Here is a 15774-nt window from a genome sequence, read left to right as displayed (position 1 = left end):
CGAAACCTTATCACCGTGGTGCTACCAGAACGCGACTCACCATGTGGCTGGACACGGATGATCCCTTTGCCATCGGATGGTTCGGTATCGATCGCTGGACGGTCTCCCCGGCTTGACGTGGAGGCTGTCGAAGCGGTGGTCACCTTGCCGACCTTCAAGCGGCCCGAACAGGTGCTGGAGACGCTGGCTTCGCTCCGCGCCCAGCGGACCGGCAGGCGCTTTGCGGTCATCGTCATGGAGAATGAAGCCGAGGCGCGTGACGGCGCCAAGGCGGTGCTGCCGCTGTTCGAGAGCGGCGAGATACCGGGCATGGTCATCATCGCGCATGAGCGCGGCAATTGCAGTGCCTACAATGCGGGCTGGCAGACGGCGATCCTGCACTTCCCGAACTTCAGGCACCTGCTGGTCATAGACGATGACGAGATCGCCGATCCGCATTGGCTGGAACGCATGTGCCTGGCCGCCGAGACGCTCGGCGCCGATATTGTCGGCGGCCCGCAGGTGCCTGTCTTCGCCGACCCCGCCCACGCGAAATGGGCCGAACATCCTGTCTTCGCGCCACCTTACCGGGAGACGGGACGCGTGGCGGCGCTCTATTCGTCGGGCAATCTCCTGGTCGGTCGCAACGTGCTGATCGCCATGGGGCCGCCCTTCCTCGATCTCAGGTTCAACTTCATGGGCGGCGGCGATTCCGACTTCCTCAGCCGATCGGCCCAAAGGGGCTTCGTGCTCGGCTGGTGCGCCGAGGCAAAGGTGCGCGAAACCGTTCCGGCACGGCGTATCGAAGCCGACTGGATCCGGGCCCGCAGCCTGCGCAACGGCGTGATCTCGACATTGGTCGAGAAGAAGAAGCGCGCCGGCACGCCGCTGGCCGGCGTCAAGGTATTCGCGAAGAGCCTGGCACTGCTTGCCGCTTCGCCGTTTCGCGGCCTGATCCGGCTGGCGCGGACCGGATCGCCGGCGATCGCCGTCTACCCCATCCATGTGGCGCTCGGCCGCGTGCTGGCCGAATTTGGATATGCCAATGAGCAGTATCGCCAGCCCGAGAAAAACTGAGCGCGCCCCGCTCAGCGACGCGTTCACGCGCGACGGCGTCGCGACCGCGGTCGCCGCGCTCCTGTTCACCGTCATCATGGTATCCTTCCGGCCGTTCCAGCCGGCCGGCGCCGAACTCACCGGCGAGGGCGGCGACATCGTCAACCAGCTCGGCTTTGGTTCGCTCGGCGCCATTTCGATCTTCTCGTTGATGGCTTTCGCCGATCCCCGCATCGTGCGCTCGCTGCTCAGCCCGTCCTGGATACTGATGCTGGGTTTCTTCTTCCTGTCGGTGGTGCTGGCGACCGACCCGCCCTCGGCCATGCGCGCGGCTTCCTTCACCATGATCGGCATCCTGACCATGGCAACGATCCTGGCGCTGCCGCGTGATGCCGAATCCTTCTCCAAAGTCATCATCTTCACCGCCGTCGTGGTCATGGGCCTTTCCTATCTCGGCCTGATCGTCTTTCCGCATGAAGCGCTGCACACGGCCGACTCGCAGGAGCCGGAACATGCCGGCCTGTGGCGCGGCGTTTTCACCCACAAGAACATCGCCGGCCCGATCATGGCCTGCTTCAGTTTCGCCGGCCTTTACCTCTACCGGCGCGGACAGCGCTGGTGGGGCGCGGGCATCTTCTGCGCTGCGATGATCTTCATGCTGCACACCGGCTCCAAGACGACCGCCGGGCTGGTGCCGTTCTCGATCCTGATCGTGGTGCTGCCGAGCCTGATGGGCATGCGGCTCGGTACGCCGATCCTGTTTGCGCTGGCGATCATCGCGACGGCGGTCGGCACGCTGGGCATTGTCTTCCTGCCGCCGGTGAAACATCTGGCGGCGATCTATTTCCCCGACATGACCTATACCGGCCGCACGACGCTGTGGGAGTTCGCCGGCTCGATGCTGGCGAAGAAGCCGTGGACCGGCTACGGCTATGAGAGCTTCTGGGGCACGCCGCTGCTGCTCAACCAAGATCAGCCCTTCGATCGTCCCTGGGACATCAGAACGATTGTGCACGGCCATGACGGCTATCTCGACATCGCCGTGCTGATGGGCGTTCCGGCGCTTTGCGTGGCGGTCTACACCTTTCTCATCGCGCCGCTGCGTGACTACATGCGCATTCCGCTGCGCAAGGAAAACATCTATCTCGGCGACTTCTTCATGATGGTGGTGCTGTTCACCGCGCTGAACGCCTTCCTGGAAAGCTTCTTTTTCCATCGCGGCGATCCGGTCTGGCTGTTCTTCGTGCTTGGCGTGCTTGGCCTGAGGCAAGTGTCGCTGCGTCCGATCGCGGTGCGCAAGCCTGCCCGCCCAGTCTGACAGGGCTTTCCGGACGCGGCGCGAACGTTTATGTGAGGCCTTTCCTCGGAGGGCTTTCAGATGACGATCAGGCTTGTTCTCGCCGGCTGCGGCAATATGGGTTACGCCATGCTCGCGGGCTGGCTGAAATCCGGCAAGCTTGCGCCGTCGGCGGTTTTCGTCGTCGAACCCAACGCCGATCTTCGCCAACGCGCCGCCGCACTCGGTTGCGGCACGGCTGGAGATGCCGGCGCTCTTCCAGCCGACGCAGTGCCTGATCTGGTCGTCATCGCGGTGAAGCCGCAAGTGATCCGCGACGTCACCGCCGACTACAAGCGCCTTGGCGACGGGCGCACCACGTTCGTCAGCATCGCCGCCGGCACGCCAGTGGCGACCTTCGAAGGAATCCTGGGAAACCGCGCGCCGATCGTGCGCTGCATGCCCAACACGCCTGCTTCGATCGGCAAGGGCATGATGGTGGTGTTCTCCAATCAACTGGTTTCCGACGACACCAAGCGTTTCGTCGCCGACCTGCTGTCGGCCAGCGGCGAAGTCGCGACCATCGACGACGAGGGCCTGATGGATGCCGTGACCGCCGTGTCGGGATCGGGGCCGGCCTATATCTTCCACTTCATCGAAGCGCTTACGGTGGCCGCGGAGAAGGCGGGCCTGCCGCCGGCAACCGCCAAGCTGCTCGCGATGCAGACAGTCTATGGCGCTGCCTCGCTTGCCGCCGAAAGCCAGGAGGAGCCAGGCGTGCTGCGCCAGCAGGTGACCAGCCCGAACGGCACGACGGCGGCCGCCCTTGGCGTGCTGATGGGCGACGACCGGCTAACCAATCTGCTCACCGAAGCGGTTGAGGCGGCGCGGCTGCGGTCAATCGAGTTGGGGAAGTAAACTCAGGTCGCCCCGTACAGCATCTCGTCCTGCAGCCGGCGCAAGGCGAACAGCCTTGTCGTCGGGTCGGGCACGGCGTTGTCGGCGGTCAGCAGTTCGCCTTTCCTGACCGGCTTCAGCACCCTGCCACCCTCGAGCAGGCCGACCGGCAGGGCGCGCTGGGCACGAGCATCCTCGACCGTCATCGTCCAGGAGCGATAGCAGGTCTCGCCGATCGCATCGAAAATCTCGCCGGCGGCCAAATCCCGCTTGGCGACGGCGCAGACTTCGGCGACGGGCCTTGGCAACGGCACCATGTCGGGCTTGCCGAAAAGCATGATGCGGGCGGCGGTCAGCGGCACTTCCAGTGACGTCAGATGATAGGGCCTGAACAGGCTGTAATAGGGACCGTGGCCGATATGCAAATCGTCCATGCGCTCGATGATGCGCGGATGGGTCGCCTCGACGATGACGAAGACGCCGGGCGCGACGCCCTTGCCGATGGTATAGTCGACGACGCCCTTTTTCGTGAGCAGCCCGCCGTCCTCGCGCGGGATCAGCACCTTGACGAGATCGTCGCGGTCGGCTTTCGGGCCATGCATGCCCGGCACATCGGGCACCAGGCCGGTGGCGTTGGCGATTGCGCACATCTCGACCATGGTCTTGGAACCGTCGACGAACTCGACCAGCATGCGCGGGTTCATGTTGCGGCGGATCGCTTCCTCGCGATAGTCGTCGGGCACGGCGTCACGATTGAGCGGGTTGTTCTTGCCCTTGCCGGCCGAGATGATGGTCAGGCCGAGCGCGGAAGCAAACTCGATCAGTTCCATGCAACTCGACGGCTCGTCGCCGGCGCCGACCGAATAGACCACGCCAAGCCGGTCGGCCTGCTGCTTGAGGTAACAGCCGATGGTGACGTCGGCCTCGACATTCATCATCACCAGATGCTTGCCATGCTCCATCGCCATCAGGTCGAAATCGGCGGCGACGCCCGGCTTGCCGGTGGCGTCGATGACGACGTCGATGAGCGGATTGGTGACCAGCATCTCGTTGGACGTGATGGCGATCCTGCCACTCTCGATGGCGCCGGTGACTTTCGACGCGGAGTCGGCTTCGACCGCCATCGCTTCATCGCCATAGGCGATGCGAATGGCCTCGCGCGCGGTGTGCGGACGCCGCGTGGAGACGGCGCAGACCGAAATGCCCGGCATCAGCATGCCTTGCGTGACCAGATCGGTACCCATTTCGCCCGAACCGATGACGCCGATGCGCACCGGGCGGCCCTCGGCGGCACGCTGGGCGAGATCGCGGGCAAGGCCGGTCAAGGCGACATTGGTCATGCAGATGTCCACAGCTTCTTGATTTGCGGCCGCATTAGCAGGGACTGGTCCCGTGTGCCAACGAAACCGCTCGCAAGCCGCGATTCCCAGCCCAAAATGCCCGAAAAAGGCGCCCTCACCCGACCGATTGGCCCAAAGGGTTGCCAATTGACATTGTTGTGAACAGTCTAAATAAAACATTCGTTTGCTGACAAAGGCAAATGTTCATCGGACCGATGGGTCGACGGGCGTTCGCCGCGAGGCAATTTGGGGAGTGCCTTTGCGCCAAGCTGGCGGCAAAGGCGTGGCTGAGATCAAGGAGCATTGCGAGGCGTAGGCTCGGGCTCCAGGGGAGGAAGAATGGATACAGTTCTCGCTGGCCTGAAGGGGGCCATCGACACGCTCGGTGCGACAATCCTGCTGCCGATCGTCATTTTCATCATAGCCGTGGTCTTGGGGGCCAAGGTCAGCAAGGCCTTCCGTGCCGCCGTCACCATCGGCGTCGCCTTCATCGGTATCAACCTTGTGCTTGGGCTGATGTTCACGTCGATCGGCGACGTCGCCAAGGCCATCGTCACCAACACCGGCATCCATCGCGACATCATCGATGTCGGCTGGCCCTCGGCGGCGGCGATCGCCTTCGGCTCGTCGGTCGGCCTGTGGGTCATTCCGGTCGGCATCCTGGTCAATATCGTGCTGTTGCTGACGCGCATGACGCGCACGCTCAATGTCGACGTCTGGAATTTCTGGCACTTCGCCTTCGTCGGCTCGCTCGTCGTCGCCGCCACCAACAATCTGGCCTACGGCATCGCGATCGCGGCCCTGGTCGCAGCGCTGTCGCTGCTGTTCGCCGACTGGTCGGCGCGCGCGGTGCAGCAATTCTATGGCGTGCCCGGCATTTCGGTGCCGCATCTCGCCTCGGCGCAGATCCTGCCGATCGCCATCATCCTGAACTGGATCATGGACCGCATTCCCGGCATCAACCGCATCAACATCAACACCGAGACCATCGAGCGCCGCTTCGGCGTGTTCGGGGAACCGGTCGTGCTCGGCCTGATCATCGGCCTCGTGCTCGGCGCCATCGCCTTCTACAATGCGGGCGATCTCGGCACGGTGCTGGCCAAAGTGCTGGGCACCGGCATGACACTGGCGGCTGTCATGCTGCTCCTGCCGCGCATGGTGAAGATCCTGATGGAAGGCCTGCTTCCGGTTTCCGACGCGGCGCAGGAGTTCGTGCGCAAGCGCACTGGCGACCGCGAGCTGCTCGTCGGCCTCGATTCGGCGATCCTGATCGGCCATCCGGCCGCGATCTCGTCGTCGCTGATCCTGGTGCCGATCGCGATCATCCTGTCGGTGATCCTGCCGGGCAACCGCGTCATCCTGTTCGCCGACCTCGCGGTCATCCCGTTCATCGTCGCCATGACCGCGCCTCTGGTCAAAGGCAATGTGTTCCGCATGGTGGTGATCGGCACGGTGACGCTGGCCATCGGCTTCTATGTCGCCAACGCGCTGGCGCCGCTGTTCACCAGTGCGGCCGTCGCATCGGGCTTCAAGCTGCCGGCGGATGCGCTGCAGATCACCTCGGTGGTCGACGGCTTCCTGTGGGTTCCCTACGTGATCATCGAGGCGATCCAGGGGCTTGGGCTGGTCGGCATCATTCTGATCGCCGTCGTCATCGCCGCGCTGTTCATCCTCTACCGCCGCAACCCGCTCGGCTGGGAACGGGCAGCGGGCGCCGAGGACGAGCCGGCCGAAGGCACCGCTTAAGCGCCATCGCGCCTTGAACTTGAAACCGTCGTGCGCCCTCCTCGGGCGCACGACTTTTATAGACGGAGCAGAACATGTTCGACAGCCTCATGCAGCTTCTGGATCCCGAAGCGATCGTGCTCGGATCGGATGCCTCGACCAACGAGGAGATCATCCGCGTCCTGGCCGAACGGCTCGAGAGCCTTGGCTATGTCAAAAGCTCCTATGCCGATGCGGTCGTGCGCCGCGAAATGACCATCCCGACGGGGCTGCCGCTGGAGCGCGCCGACAATGTCGCGGTGCCGCATACCGATCCCGAACATGTACTGAAGCCCGGCATCGCGATGGGCACGCTGAGAAAGCCGGTGACGTTCGCCAACATGGAAGATCCCGACGAGAAGCTGCCGGTCGGCTTTGTCTTCCTGCTTGCCATCAATGACAAGGACAAGCAGATTGAAGCGCTGCAGTCCGTCATGGCCACCATCCAGAATCCAGAGGCATTGGACGGCTTGAGGTCCGCCAGGACGCTTGACGACGTACGTGCCGTGCTCGGCTGATAACCAGGGAGAAGCAAGAGATGTCCAGACAAAAAACTATTCTCTTTGCCTGCGGCACGGGCATCGCGACATCGACGGCGGTCAATGTCGCGGTCACCGAGGCCATGAAGAAGCGCGGCCTGACCTTCAACGCGCAACAGGCGAAAGCCACCGAAGTGCCGGGGCTGGCCGACAGCGTCGACTTCATTGTCGCCACCACCCCGATCTCGGCTTCGGTGACCAAGCCGGTCATCAAGGGCCTCGCCTTCCTCACCGGCATCGGCAAGGACAAGGTGCTCGACGAGATCGAGGCGCAACTGCGCAAGTAGATCACCGACGACGCGGCTCCGGCAACGGCGCGCGGCGTCAGGCCACCCTGACGTAGCTCGTCATGCCCGATTTCTGGTGCTCGATGATGTGGCAGTGCAGCAGCCAGTCGCCCGGATTGTCGGCGACAAAGCCGAGCTGAACCTTCTCGTTGGGCTGGATGAGATAGGTGTCGGAAATCAGCGGCTGCACTTGCCGTGTCGAGGACGACAGCACCTTGAAGCTCATGCCGTGCAGATGCATCGGATGCGACTGCGGCGTCAGGTTCTCCATGTCGATGACATAGCTCTTGCCGAGCTTCAGTTCGGCCAGGGGCGCGGTCGGGTCCGGCGTATCGCCCGGCCACGGCACCTTGTTGATGGCCCAGAAACCATAGCCGAGCGAACCGCATATGCTATCGCTCGGGATGTTTTCGGCCGTGGCGCTGAGCGCCAGCGAAATATGCTGGGCGGCGGTGAGGTCCACCTCAGCCACCGGATTGACCTCCAGCGGCGCAACATCACCAATGGCGCGCTTCAGCGAGCGGCCGACCGCGCGCAAGGTGGCGAGCACCTTGGGCTTGGTGCCCCTGACGTCTCGCAGGCTGACGACCGCGCCCTCATCATCCGGCATGCGGATGGCTAGCTCCATGCGCTGGCCCGGCCCCAGCAGCAAGGCATCGGGCGAAAAACGCCGCGGCACCGGATTGCCGTCGAGCGCCATCACGATCGCCTCGGCGCCGTCGACCCGAAAGGCGTAGATGCGGGTAACATCTGATATCGCCACCCGCAGACGCACGAGCCCGCCAGCCGGCGCGTCATATTGCGGCTGATCGAGCCAGTTGGCGGTGCGCACCGTGCCGTAGGTGCCGGTCCTGGCGGCATCGCGCGGCCGGAACTGGTCGATGAACTGGCCGTCGTCGCCAAGACGCCAATCGCGCAGATTGAGGACGAATTCGGCGTCGAATTTCGGGTCGTTCGGATTCTCGACCACGATCACGCCGGTCAGGCCGTGGCCCATCTGCTCCAGCGTGTTGCAATGCGGGTGATACCAGAATGTGCCGGCATCGGGCGGGGCGAAGGCGTAGTCGAAATGATCGCCGGTATAGACATAGGGCTGCACCAGGAAGGGCACGCCATCCATCTTGTTCGGCAGGCGAATGCCGTGCCAATGGATTGTCGTCGGATCGTCGATGGCGTTGACCAGGCGAGCGGCGAAGGGTTCGCCCTTCTTCATCCTCAGTACCGGCGGCATTCCGGCGCTGCCATAGGTCAGCACATTGTTGGTCGGGCCGACGTCCATCAGGCTGGCCTGGATTTTCGCCGTCTGCAGCACCACCGGTTCAGGACTGGCCGCGGCCCAGCTGCCAAACCTGCCGATGGCCGAGAGTCCGACCCCACCGGCGCCAGCAACCGCTGCCGTTTTCAGAAGCCCGCGGCGTGTGAATACGGTCATTTAACGGTCCAACTGCTGAGGTGCCGGGCATCCAGTGCCGCCTTCGACCACAGGCGAGCCACTGGCGCAATGCCGATACTTTGCATATTGGCGATTGTTTGCGCCATGCCTTCGCAACCGAAGACGGTTTTACGTGCATGCGCCTATTGAAGGCACCGGCAAGATCGGAGCCATTGCCTCGCAGTATTCTGCCTGCCGACAGCTGTCGGTCGCGAAGGCCGTCCCGCGAAGTTACCCCTTGTCGACGCTCGCCAGGAAGCGGGCGAAGATTGGATCGAAGCGGTCGGGCGAATCCCAGAACGGCGCATGGCCCGAATTGTCGAGCAGATGCGCCTTGCCTTCCCACAGGTTGGAAATCTTCACGGCCGCGACGAAATCGGTGTTGACGAACGGTTCGTCGATGCCATTCAGAACGGCGATCGGCGGCGTCTTGCCGGCGACGATCTCGCGCTGGTTGCGGCCGGTGCCGGCCGCGAATTTCTCGAACATCAGGCGCCGTGCGCGACCGTCTGTGCGTGCGACAGTGTCGAGGAGAAATGGTTCGAACGGCTCACCGCAGGTGCTGCGCGCATAGGCCTCGACATCGGCGGGAGTGAAACTTTCCTGCCCGGCAAGGTGCATGTGCGGGCTCGGCTTGAAGCCGTTGCCGACCTCCGAGGGCGCCACGGGCGGGGTGCCGGTAATCATCAGCCCGAGCAGGCCGGGAAAGCGATCGATCATCTCCAATCCGATATGGCCGCCAAGCGACCAGCCGAAGACGATGGCCTTGCCGATACCGAGCAGCCCCAGCACTTCGGTCATCGCATCGGCATAACCCTCCATGCTGTAGGACCGGTCCGGATCGATCGCATCACCCGATGCCCCGTGGCCCGGCAGATCGGGGGCGATGATGTGGTAGCGCTCGCCCAGAGGGCTCTCGAGCTGGTTGCGGAAAACAGCTCCGGAAGAGGAGTTGCCGTGGATCAGCAACACGGCGGTGCCTTTGCCACCGGTCTCGCGAACGGCGATCTTGCCGTGGCTGGTTTCAAGGGTCTTCTGAGAGATCGTCATGGTCCGCTCCGTCTGGAATTGCCTTGTTTTAGTGCAGATGCGCAGCAAAGCGCCACAGCTTCCATACCTTTTGCGGGAACCGTCTTCCCGGTCAGGTTGCGTTGAAAAATCCTTTTCAAATAAGAACAATTATGCGTAGATTGTCAATTATCCAACTCCCGATGAACGGGAGGAAAACAGGGAACCGCACGATGAAATCCAAATCCGCAGGCAACAGAATCCGCCATATGCTGATGAGCAGCGCGCTGATCGGCGTGTTTGCCACGGCGAGCGCGCCCGCTTTCGCCGACGTCGTCAAGATAGGCCTGCTCGCACCCATCACCGGGCCCGCCGCGGCGGACGGCCAGGAATTCCAGCGCGGCGTGCAGATGGCGATCGACGAGGCAAACGCGGCCGGCGGCGTTGCCGGCAACACGTTCGAACTGGTGGTCGGCGACGTCAAGGATCAATCAGCCGGCAATGTCACCAGCGCGGTCGAACGCCTGCTCGGCGATCCCGGCGTGCAGTTCATGCTCACCGGTTACGCCAGCTTGACGAATTTCGAGATCGACAACATGGCCGAGGCAGAGATGCCCTACATGCTCGCGGCCACCTCGCAGCAGACCAAGGACATCATCGCGCCGAACCCTGACAAATACATGTGCTGCTGGTCGCTGACGCCATCCTTCGACGCCTACAACACCGACGTCACCCTGTTCGTCGAGAAGCTCGCGGCCGACGGCAAGATCACCTTGCCGACCAAGAAGGTCGCCATCATCTCCTCGGACAACGCCTACTCCAAGACCATCTCCGAAGGCATGAAGAAGACCTTCAAGGAGAAGGGCTGGACCATCACGGTCGACGAGATCGTTCCGTTCGGCGAAGTGACCGACTGGCGCTCGATCCTCGCCAAGGTGCGCGAGAATGTCCCGGACGTCGTCATCAACACCGACTATCTGCCGGGCAATTCGGCATCCTTCCTGAACCAGTTCCTCGAGCAGCCGACCAAGAGCCTGGTCTTCCTGCAATATGCGCCGAGCGTTCCGGAATTCGTCGAACTGACCGGCAAGAAGTCGAACGGTGTCATCTACAATCTCCTGGGCGGAGCGCTGACGACGCCGAAGAACCCGCGCGCCGACGAGGTGGCGGCCAAGTTCAAGGCGAAATACGGTGTCGAGAGCGGGACCTATGGCGTCGGCCTCTACGAAATGACCAATGTCTATTTCGACGCGGTCAAGAAGGTCGGTGGCGCATCGGACCACGCCGCGATCATGAAAGCGCTGTCGGAGACCGACAAGCAGGTCGCCGAGGGCCGGTTGAAATTCGATCCCGCAACCCACCTTGCCACGCAGGGCGACGACTATATCCCAATCACCTTCTTCCAGATCTGGGACGGCCAGCGCACACTGATCTCGCCGGAGAAATACGCAACCGGCGCCTTCAAGCCGCAGCCCTGGATGCAGTGAGGCATGGCCCTGCTTGAACTGGACGACGTGTCGAAGGCCTTCGGTTCGCTGAAGGCCGTCGATGGCGTGTCGTTCAAGGTCGAGGCCGGCGAGATTTTCGGCATCGCCGGCCCGAACGGCAGCGGCAAGAGCACGCTGTTCAACATCATCACCGGCATCCCGTTCGGACCTGACCGGGGCCGCATCCGCTTCGACGGGACCGCCATCAACGGCAAACCAGGGCACGCCATCGCGCGCCTCGGCCTCGCCCGCACCTTTCAGCGCGAGACCTCCTTCGACGGGCTGACCGTTTTCGAGAACGCCTTGATCGGCGCAAGCTACGGCAAGCAGGAAAAGGCGGCCGCGGCCGCCCGCGAAGCCGCCGCCGAAGCGCTGGAGTTCGTCGGACTGGGGTCCTCGTCGTTCGGGAGGCTGGCGGGCGAACTGTCCGTCTTCGAGCGCAAATGCCTGATGCTTGCGACCGCGATCGCCATGCAGCCGCGCATGCTGTTGCTCGACGAGCCGGCGTCGAGCCTGACCAAGCCCGAGATCGAGACATCGATCGGCCTGATCCGCCGCACCGCCGAACGCGGGATCACCATCCTCCTGATCGAGCATGTGCTGACCTTCCTGATGAGCCTGTCGCAACACCTGCTGGTGCTCAACAACGGCCGCGTGCTCGCCGCCGGCGAACCGGGGAGCGTGATCGCCGACCAGCGCGTCATCGAAGCCTATCTCGGAACCAGGAGGGCGGTGGCGTGAATCCCATTCTCACCGTCGAGGGCGTGACCGCAGGCTATGGCCGCGTCACCGTGCTGCACGACATTTCGCTGGAGGCAGGCCGCTTCGGCAATGTCGGCCTGTTCGGGCCCAACGGCCATGGCAAGACGACGCTGCTGCGCGCCATCTCCGGGCTGCTGCAGCCGAAAAGCGGCCGCATCCTGTTCGACGGGCAGGACATCGCCGGCCGTAGCGCCCGCGCCATCGTCGGCACCGGGCTGATCCATGTGCCGCAAGGCAACCGGCTGTTTCCCGACCTCTCCATCGCCGACTGCATGGCGCTGGGCGCCTATTCGTCGCGCGCCCGCCCGCATGAGGCGGAGAACCGCGAGAAGGTGGTCAAGCTGTTCCCCAAACTGGCCGAACGCTGGCGCCAGCGCGTGCGCACGCTGTCGGGCGGCGAGCGCCAGATGGTGTCGATCGGCACGGCGCTGATGAGCCACCCGCGCCTGCTGATCCTCGACGAGCCGACGCTGGGCCTCGCACCCAAGATCAAGGACGAGCTCTGCGCTTCCGTCATGGACATTTCGCGCGGCGGCGTGCCGCTGATCGTCGTCGAGCAGGACATCGAATTCCTGCTCGAGCTGACGCAGCAACTCTACCTCGTCAATCATGGCGCGGTGGCGACCGAGATCAAGCCGGGCGAAAGCCTCGACCACGGCGAGATCATGTCGATGTATTTTGGCCATTAGGATTTCGAACATGAGCGCATTGGCGGAAATCCTGTTCGGCGGCCTGTTCCAGGGCTCGCTCTACGCCATGATGGCGGTCGGTCTGGCCCTGGTCTGGACGACGATCGGCGTGTTCAATTTCAGCCATGGCGTGTTCATGATGCTCGGTGCCTATGTCGCCTGGCAACTGGTTGAACTCGGCCTGCCGGCGGCGGTGGCCTTTCCGGTCGCCGTCGTCGTCATGGCCGGCGTCGGCTGGATCCTGCAGGCGAGCGTCGTGCGGCCGCTGATCGGCCGGCCCAACATCGTGCTGGTCGTCGTCATCACCACGCTTGCCGCCGGCTCGCTGATCGAGAACGGCGCCTTGACCATCTGGGGGCCGCGTTCGAAGCAGATCCCGGCACTGATCGACGGCAACGCCACCATAGGCGGCGTCGGCGTGTCGCTGCACCAGATCGCCATCATCGTCATCACGCCGTTGATCCTGGCGGCGCTATGGATGTTCCTTAACCGCACACGGCTCGGACTGGCGCTGCGCGCCGTGGCGCAGAACGAGGATGCCAGCCATCTGGTCGGGCTGAATGTCACCGCGCTCTACGGACTGGCCTTCGCCATCGCCGCTTCGCTGGCGGGGCTCGCCGGCATCTTCATGGGCGGCTATCGCTTCATGTCGCCTGTCATGGGCAGCGACCCGCTGCTCAAGGCGCTGATCGTCGTCGTCTTCGGCGGCATATCCAGCATATCGGGACCAATCTTCGCCGCCTATCTGATCGGCTTCTTCGAGGCCGCCTGCAGCTACTATTTCGGCCTCTACTGGACGCCGGCATTGCTGTTCGGCGTGCTTATCCTGACCCTGATGGTGCGCCCCGAGGGCATCTTCGCCAGCCGCTCGCGAGGCCTCGCATGACCGACACGACCTCGACGATGGCACCAATCCGCACGGCAGCGGGAACCCCGATCGCGCCGGGCCGCACGCCGTGGAAGCATGAGGCCGTCGGCTTCGTGCTCGGCTTCGCGCTTCTCGCGCTGCTGCCGCTGGTCTTCGGCGACACCTATGCCCGCCACATCCTGATCATGGCCTTCATCTATGCCATCGTCGCCTCGAACTGGGACCTCAGCCTCGGCTATGGCGGCGTCTTCAATTTCGGCCATCTGGCGCTGTTCGGCATCGGCGTCTATGCCTACAGCCTGCTGACCAAGCTGGCCGGGCTCGACCCCTGGATCGCGCTGTTCGCCAGCGGCATCATCGCCACGCTGGCGGCGATCCTGGTAACCATCCCGATCCTGCGGCTGAAAGGCATCTACATCATCCTGGTGACCTTCGGCTTCGCGCAACTGGTGATGCAGGTGATCCTCAGCCAGTCCGACATCACCGGCGGCACGCAAGGCATCGTGCGCATTCCAGGACTCTACTGGTTCGACCACAACATGGTCCGCGACGGCAAATCAGCCTATTTCTACATCGCCCTGGCGCTGCTGGTGGCAAGCACTTTGTTCCTGCGCGTGTTCGTGCGCTCGCGTGCCGGCGCCAGCATCGTGGCGTTGCGCGACAACGAGGAATACGCCATCAGCCGCGGCATCTCGATCGTGCGCCAGCGCATGCTGACGCTGGCCGCCAGCGCCTTCTTCACCGGCATTGCCGGCGCCTTCTATGCCGCTTACCAGCGCAATGCCTCGATCGACGTCTTCGGCATGAGTCTGGCGACCATCATCCTGTCGATGGTGCTGCTGGGCGGCACCAGCACCATCTATGGCGCCATCATCGCCTCCTTCGTGCTGACCGTCTTTGCCGAGTGGATGGCCGATTTCGGGGCATGGCGCCCGATGATCACGGCGGTGCTGATCATCGGTGTGATGCTGGCCTATCCGAGCGGGCTGGCCGGCATGATCAAGGCCGCATGGGGCGCTGTGGCCGGGCGGATCAAACGCCCGGCCTGACGGCCGGAAACAGCAGCGCTGCTCAGCGCACGCCGCACCAGTCGATCACCGAAGCGGCAATCACCTTGGCGGTCTCGACCACCGATTCCACCTCGACATATTCGTTGGCGCCATGGAAACCGTCGCCCGACGGGCCGAAGATGACGCCATCGACACCCGCGCCGGCATAGTGCGCGGCATCGCACACGGCGACGAAGCCGCGTGCCTGCGGCGCCTTGCCGACCGCGGCCTTGCGCTTCATCAGCGACGTCACCAGCGGATGGTCGACGGGCGTATTCATCGGCGGGAAATGAAGACCGCCGAGCTCCCACTGAATGGTCGGCGGATTGTCGCGCAGCCAGGCGTCGGTCTGGGCGAAATGATGGACGAACGCCTCGAAGTCGCTGCGATAGTCGGCCGAATTCTCGTCCGGCAGGAACTTCATGTCGAGATCGAGCACGGCGACATCGGGGATGATGGCCGGGTTGGTCATCACCGTCGGCAAGCCATGCTCGCCAAGACCCGTGCCGCCATGCACGACGCCGATATTGATGGTGTTCATGCCGAGCGGCAGCAGCGGGTGCGACTTTGCCCGCGTCCGGTCCAGCTCATACTGGCGGACGGCCGCAATGAAGCGCGCCGCGATCTCGATCGCGTTGACGCCCGGCGTCAGCCGGTCCTTGTCGTGGCGCTGCGGATAGATCTCGTTGTAGCGCAGCGCCGAATGCGCGTTACGGCCACGGATCGTCACCCGCGCCCATTCAAGACCGCCCTCGACCGGCAGGACATCGCCCCAGGTCGGCTCCGCGACAAGCACCGCCTTGGCGAGCTTGCCCTTCTTCACCGCGTCTATCGCGCCGAAGCCGCCGGCCTCCTCGTCAACGACGGAATGGATCGCCAATCGGCCTTGCAGCGTGATGCCAGCCTTTTTGATGGCATGCGCGGCGGCCACGCAGGCCGCGACGCCGCCCTTCATGTCGACCGCACCGCGACCATAGAGCCTGCCATTGGTGATCTCGCCGCCGAACGGGTCAACGGACCAGTCCTTCATCTCGCCCACCGGAACCACATCGATATGCCCGCACAGAATCAGGCTGCGGTCTTCGTTTCCAGCCCACTCGCCAACCAGATTGGGCCGGCCGGGCAAGGCATCCCATTGTTCGGTGCGGAAGCCATCCCGCTTGAGGATCGGTTCGAGCAGCGCCTGGACATCCGCCTCGCGGTTGATCGCCGGGTTGGCTTCGAATTTGGGATTGACCGAGGGTATGCGGACCATGTCGCGGGTCAGCCCGATCAGCCAGTCGCGGTCGGCCTCGATCTCGGCCTGCACGGCATCGATGATGGTCTGGGTGTCGGGCATCG

General features: G+C 63.9%; 15 protein-coding genes. 11 read left to right on the top strand and 4 right to left on the bottom strand.

Annotated features, from left to right (window positions below; genetic code table 11):
• Positions 1 to 57: 57 nt before the first annotated feature.
• Genes EB815_RS12925 through proC form a run of 3 tightly spaced genes read left to right on the top strand, consistent with a single transcriptional unit; the run spans position 58 to position 3229 of the window.
• The gene (locus EB815_RS12925; RefSeq protein ID WP_056566045.1) at positions 58 to 1056 is read left to right on the top strand and encodes a glycosyltransferase family 2 protein; all 999 of its coding nucleotides are present in this window, start codon (positions 58 to 60) and stop codon (positions 1054 to 1056) included.
• On the top strand, positions 1025 to 2353 hold the full coding sequence (locus EB815_RS12920) for an O-antigen ligase family protein (RefSeq protein WP_056566042.1): 1329 nt from the start codon (positions 1025 to 1027) through the stop codon (positions 2351 to 2353). The genes EB815_RS12925 and EB815_RS12920 overlap by 32 nt, the downstream gene beginning before the upstream one ends.
• Before the next feature lie 60 nt (positions 2354 to 2413).
• Entirely contained in the window at positions 2414 to 3229 is an 816-nt protein-coding gene (proC, locus tag EB815_RS12915) for a pyrroline-5-carboxylate reductase (RefSeq protein WP_056566040.1), read from the top strand.
• 2 nt (positions 3230 to 3231) lie between these two features.
• On the opposite strand, the gene EB815_RS12910 is transcribed toward proC, so the two are convergent.
• Positions 3232 to 4548: an NAD(P)H-dependent oxidoreductase gene (locus tag EB815_RS12910; protein WP_056566036.1), complete on the bottom strand. Its 1317-nt coding sequence runs from the start codon at positions 4546 to 4548 to the stop codon at positions 3232 to 3234.
• A 339-nt stretch (positions 4549 to 4887) separates the two neighbouring features.
• Here EB815_RS12910 and EB815_RS12905 point away from each other — a divergent pair, with 339 nt between their 5' ends.
• The 3 genes from EB815_RS12905 (at position 4888) to EB815_RS12895 (ending at position 7138) form a co-directional block, all read left to right on the top strand.
• Positions 4888 to 6294 (top strand): PTS galactitol transporter subunit IIC, encoded by a 1407-nt coding sequence (locus EB815_RS12905; RefSeq protein WP_056566034.1) that lies wholly within the window; start codon positions 4888 to 4890, stop codon positions 6292 to 6294.
• Between the two features lie 74 nt (positions 6295 to 6368).
• Entirely contained in the window at positions 6369 to 6830 is a 462-nt protein-coding gene (locus EB815_RS12900; RefSeq protein WP_056566031.1) for a PTS sugar transporter subunit IIA, read from the top strand.
• Between the two features lie 20 nt (positions 6831 to 6850).
• Positions 6851 to 7138, top strand: coding sequence for a PTS sugar transporter subunit IIB (locus EB815_RS12895; RefSeq protein ID WP_056566028.1), 288 nt, complete (start codon positions 6851 to 6853; stop codon positions 7136 to 7138).
• Positions 7139 to 7175: 37 nt separating this feature from the next.
• On the opposite strand, the gene EB815_RS12890 is transcribed toward EB815_RS12895, so the two are convergent.
• Positions 7176 to 8570, bottom strand: a complete 1395-nt coding sequence (locus EB815_RS12890) for a multicopper oxidase family protein (RefSeq protein WP_056566025.1) — start codon at positions 8568 to 8570, stop codon at positions 7176 to 7178.
• A gap of 231 nt (positions 8571 to 8801) precedes the next feature.
• Positions 8802 to 9620: an alpha/beta fold hydrolase gene (locus EB815_RS12885; protein ID WP_056566022.1), complete on the bottom strand. Its 819-nt coding sequence runs from the start codon at positions 9618 to 9620 to the stop codon at positions 8802 to 8804.
• Positions 9621 to 9811: 191 nt separating this feature from the next.
• Between EB815_RS12885 and EB815_RS12880 the strand changes: the two genes are divergently transcribed.
• From EB815_RS12880 to EB815_RS12860, 5 genes are read left to right on the top strand one after another with little or no spacing between them, the layout of a single operon-like run.
• On the top strand, positions 9812 to 11065 hold the full coding sequence (locus EB815_RS12880; RefSeq protein ID WP_056566019.1) for an ABC transporter substrate-binding protein: 1254 nt from the start codon (positions 9812 to 9814) through the stop codon (positions 11063 to 11065).
• A gap of 3 nt (positions 11066 to 11068) precedes the next feature.
• Positions 11069 to 11806, top strand: coding sequence for an ABC transporter ATP-binding protein (locus tag EB815_RS12875; protein WP_056566016.1), 738 nt, complete (start codon positions 11069 to 11071; stop codon positions 11804 to 11806).
• Positions 11803 to 12516 (top strand): ABC transporter ATP-binding protein, encoded by a 714-nt coding sequence (locus EB815_RS12870; RefSeq protein ID WP_056566014.1) that lies wholly within the window; start codon positions 11803 to 11805, stop codon positions 12514 to 12516. Before EB815_RS12875 ends, EB815_RS12870 begins: the two co-directional genes overlap by 4 nt.
• A gap of 10 nt (positions 12517 to 12526) precedes the next feature.
• Positions 12527 to 13402 carry a branched-chain amino acid ABC transporter permease gene (locus tag EB815_RS12865; protein WP_056566011.1) on the top strand — a complete coding sequence of 292 codons (876 nt, stop codon included), beginning with the start codon at positions 12527 to 12529 and terminating at the stop codon, positions 13400 to 13402.
• Positions 13399 to 14433 (top strand): branched-chain amino acid ABC transporter permease, encoded by a 1035-nt coding sequence (locus EB815_RS12860; protein WP_056566008.1) that lies wholly within the window; start codon positions 13399 to 13401, stop codon positions 14431 to 14433. Before EB815_RS12865 ends, EB815_RS12860 begins: the two co-directional genes overlap by 4 nt.
• 22 nt (positions 14434 to 14455) lie before the next feature.
• Here the strand turns inward: EB815_RS12860 and EB815_RS12855 are convergent, their stop codons facing one another.
• Entirely contained in the window at positions 14456 to 15772 is a 1317-nt protein-coding gene (locus EB815_RS12855) for a M20 family metallopeptidase (protein WP_056566005.1), read from the bottom strand.
• Positions 15773 to 15774 lie beyond the last annotated feature (2 nt).

Origin of the sequence: Mesorhizobium loti (assembly GCF_013170705.1) — a bacterium.
Taxonomy (GTDB): domain Bacteria; phylum Pseudomonadota; class Alphaproteobacteria; order Rhizobiales; family Rhizobiaceae; genus Mesorhizobium; species Mesorhizobium loti_D.
This window is presented reverse-complemented; position numbering and strand designations above follow the sequence as displayed.

Bases quoted from the DNA above. Each gene is read 5' to 3' on its own strand.
- EB815_RS12925 (WP_056566045.1), top strand. From the start codon at position 58: ATGATCCCTTTGCCATCGGATGGTTCGGTATCGATCGCTGGACGGTCT.
- EB815_RS12920 (WP_056566042.1), top strand. From the start codon at position 1,025: ATGAGCAGTATCGCCAGCCCGAGAAAAACTGAGCGCGCCCCGCTCAGC.
- proC (WP_056566040.1), top strand. From the start codon at position 2,414: ATGACGATCAGGCTTGTTCTCGCCGGCTGCGGCAATATGGGTTACGCC.
- EB815_RS12910 (WP_056566036.1), bottom strand. From the start codon at position 4,548: ATGACCAATGTCGCCTTGACCGGCCTTGCCCGCGATCTCGCCCAGCGT.
- EB815_RS12905 (WP_056566034.1), top strand. From the start codon at position 4,888: ATGGATACAGTTCTCGCTGGCCTGAAGGGGGCCATCGACACGCTCGGT.
- EB815_RS12900 (WP_056566031.1), top strand. From the start codon at position 6,369: ATGTTCGACAGCCTCATGCAGCTTCTGGATCCCGAAGCGATCGTGCTC.
- EB815_RS12895 (WP_056566028.1), top strand. From the start codon at position 6,851: ATGTCCAGACAAAAAACTATTCTCTTTGCCTGCGGCACGGGCATCGCG.
- EB815_RS12890 (WP_056566025.1), bottom strand. From the start codon at position 8,570: ATGACCGTATTCACACGCCGCGGGCTTCTGAAAACGGCAGCGGTTGCT.
- EB815_RS12885 (WP_056566022.1), bottom strand. From the start codon at position 9,620: ATGACGATCTCTCAGAAGACCCTTGAAACCAGCCACGGCAAGATCGCC.
- EB815_RS12880 (WP_056566019.1), top strand. From the start codon at position 9,812: ATGAAATCCAAATCCGCAGGCAACAGAATCCGCCATATGCTGATGAGC.
- EB815_RS12875 (WP_056566016.1), top strand. From the start codon at position 11,069: ATGGCCCTGCTTGAACTGGACGACGTGTCGAAGGCCTTCGGTTCGCTG.
- EB815_RS12865 (WP_056566011.1), top strand. From the start codon at position 12,527: ATGAGCGCATTGGCGGAAATCCTGTTCGGCGGCCTGTTCCAGGGCTCG.
- EB815_RS12860 (WP_056566008.1), top strand. From the start codon at position 13,399: ATGACCGACACGACCTCGACGATGGCACCAATCCGCACGGCAGCGGGA.
- EB815_RS12855 (WP_056566005.1), bottom strand. From the start codon at position 15,772: ATGCCCGACACCCAGACCATCATCGATGCCGTGCAGGCCGAGATCGAG.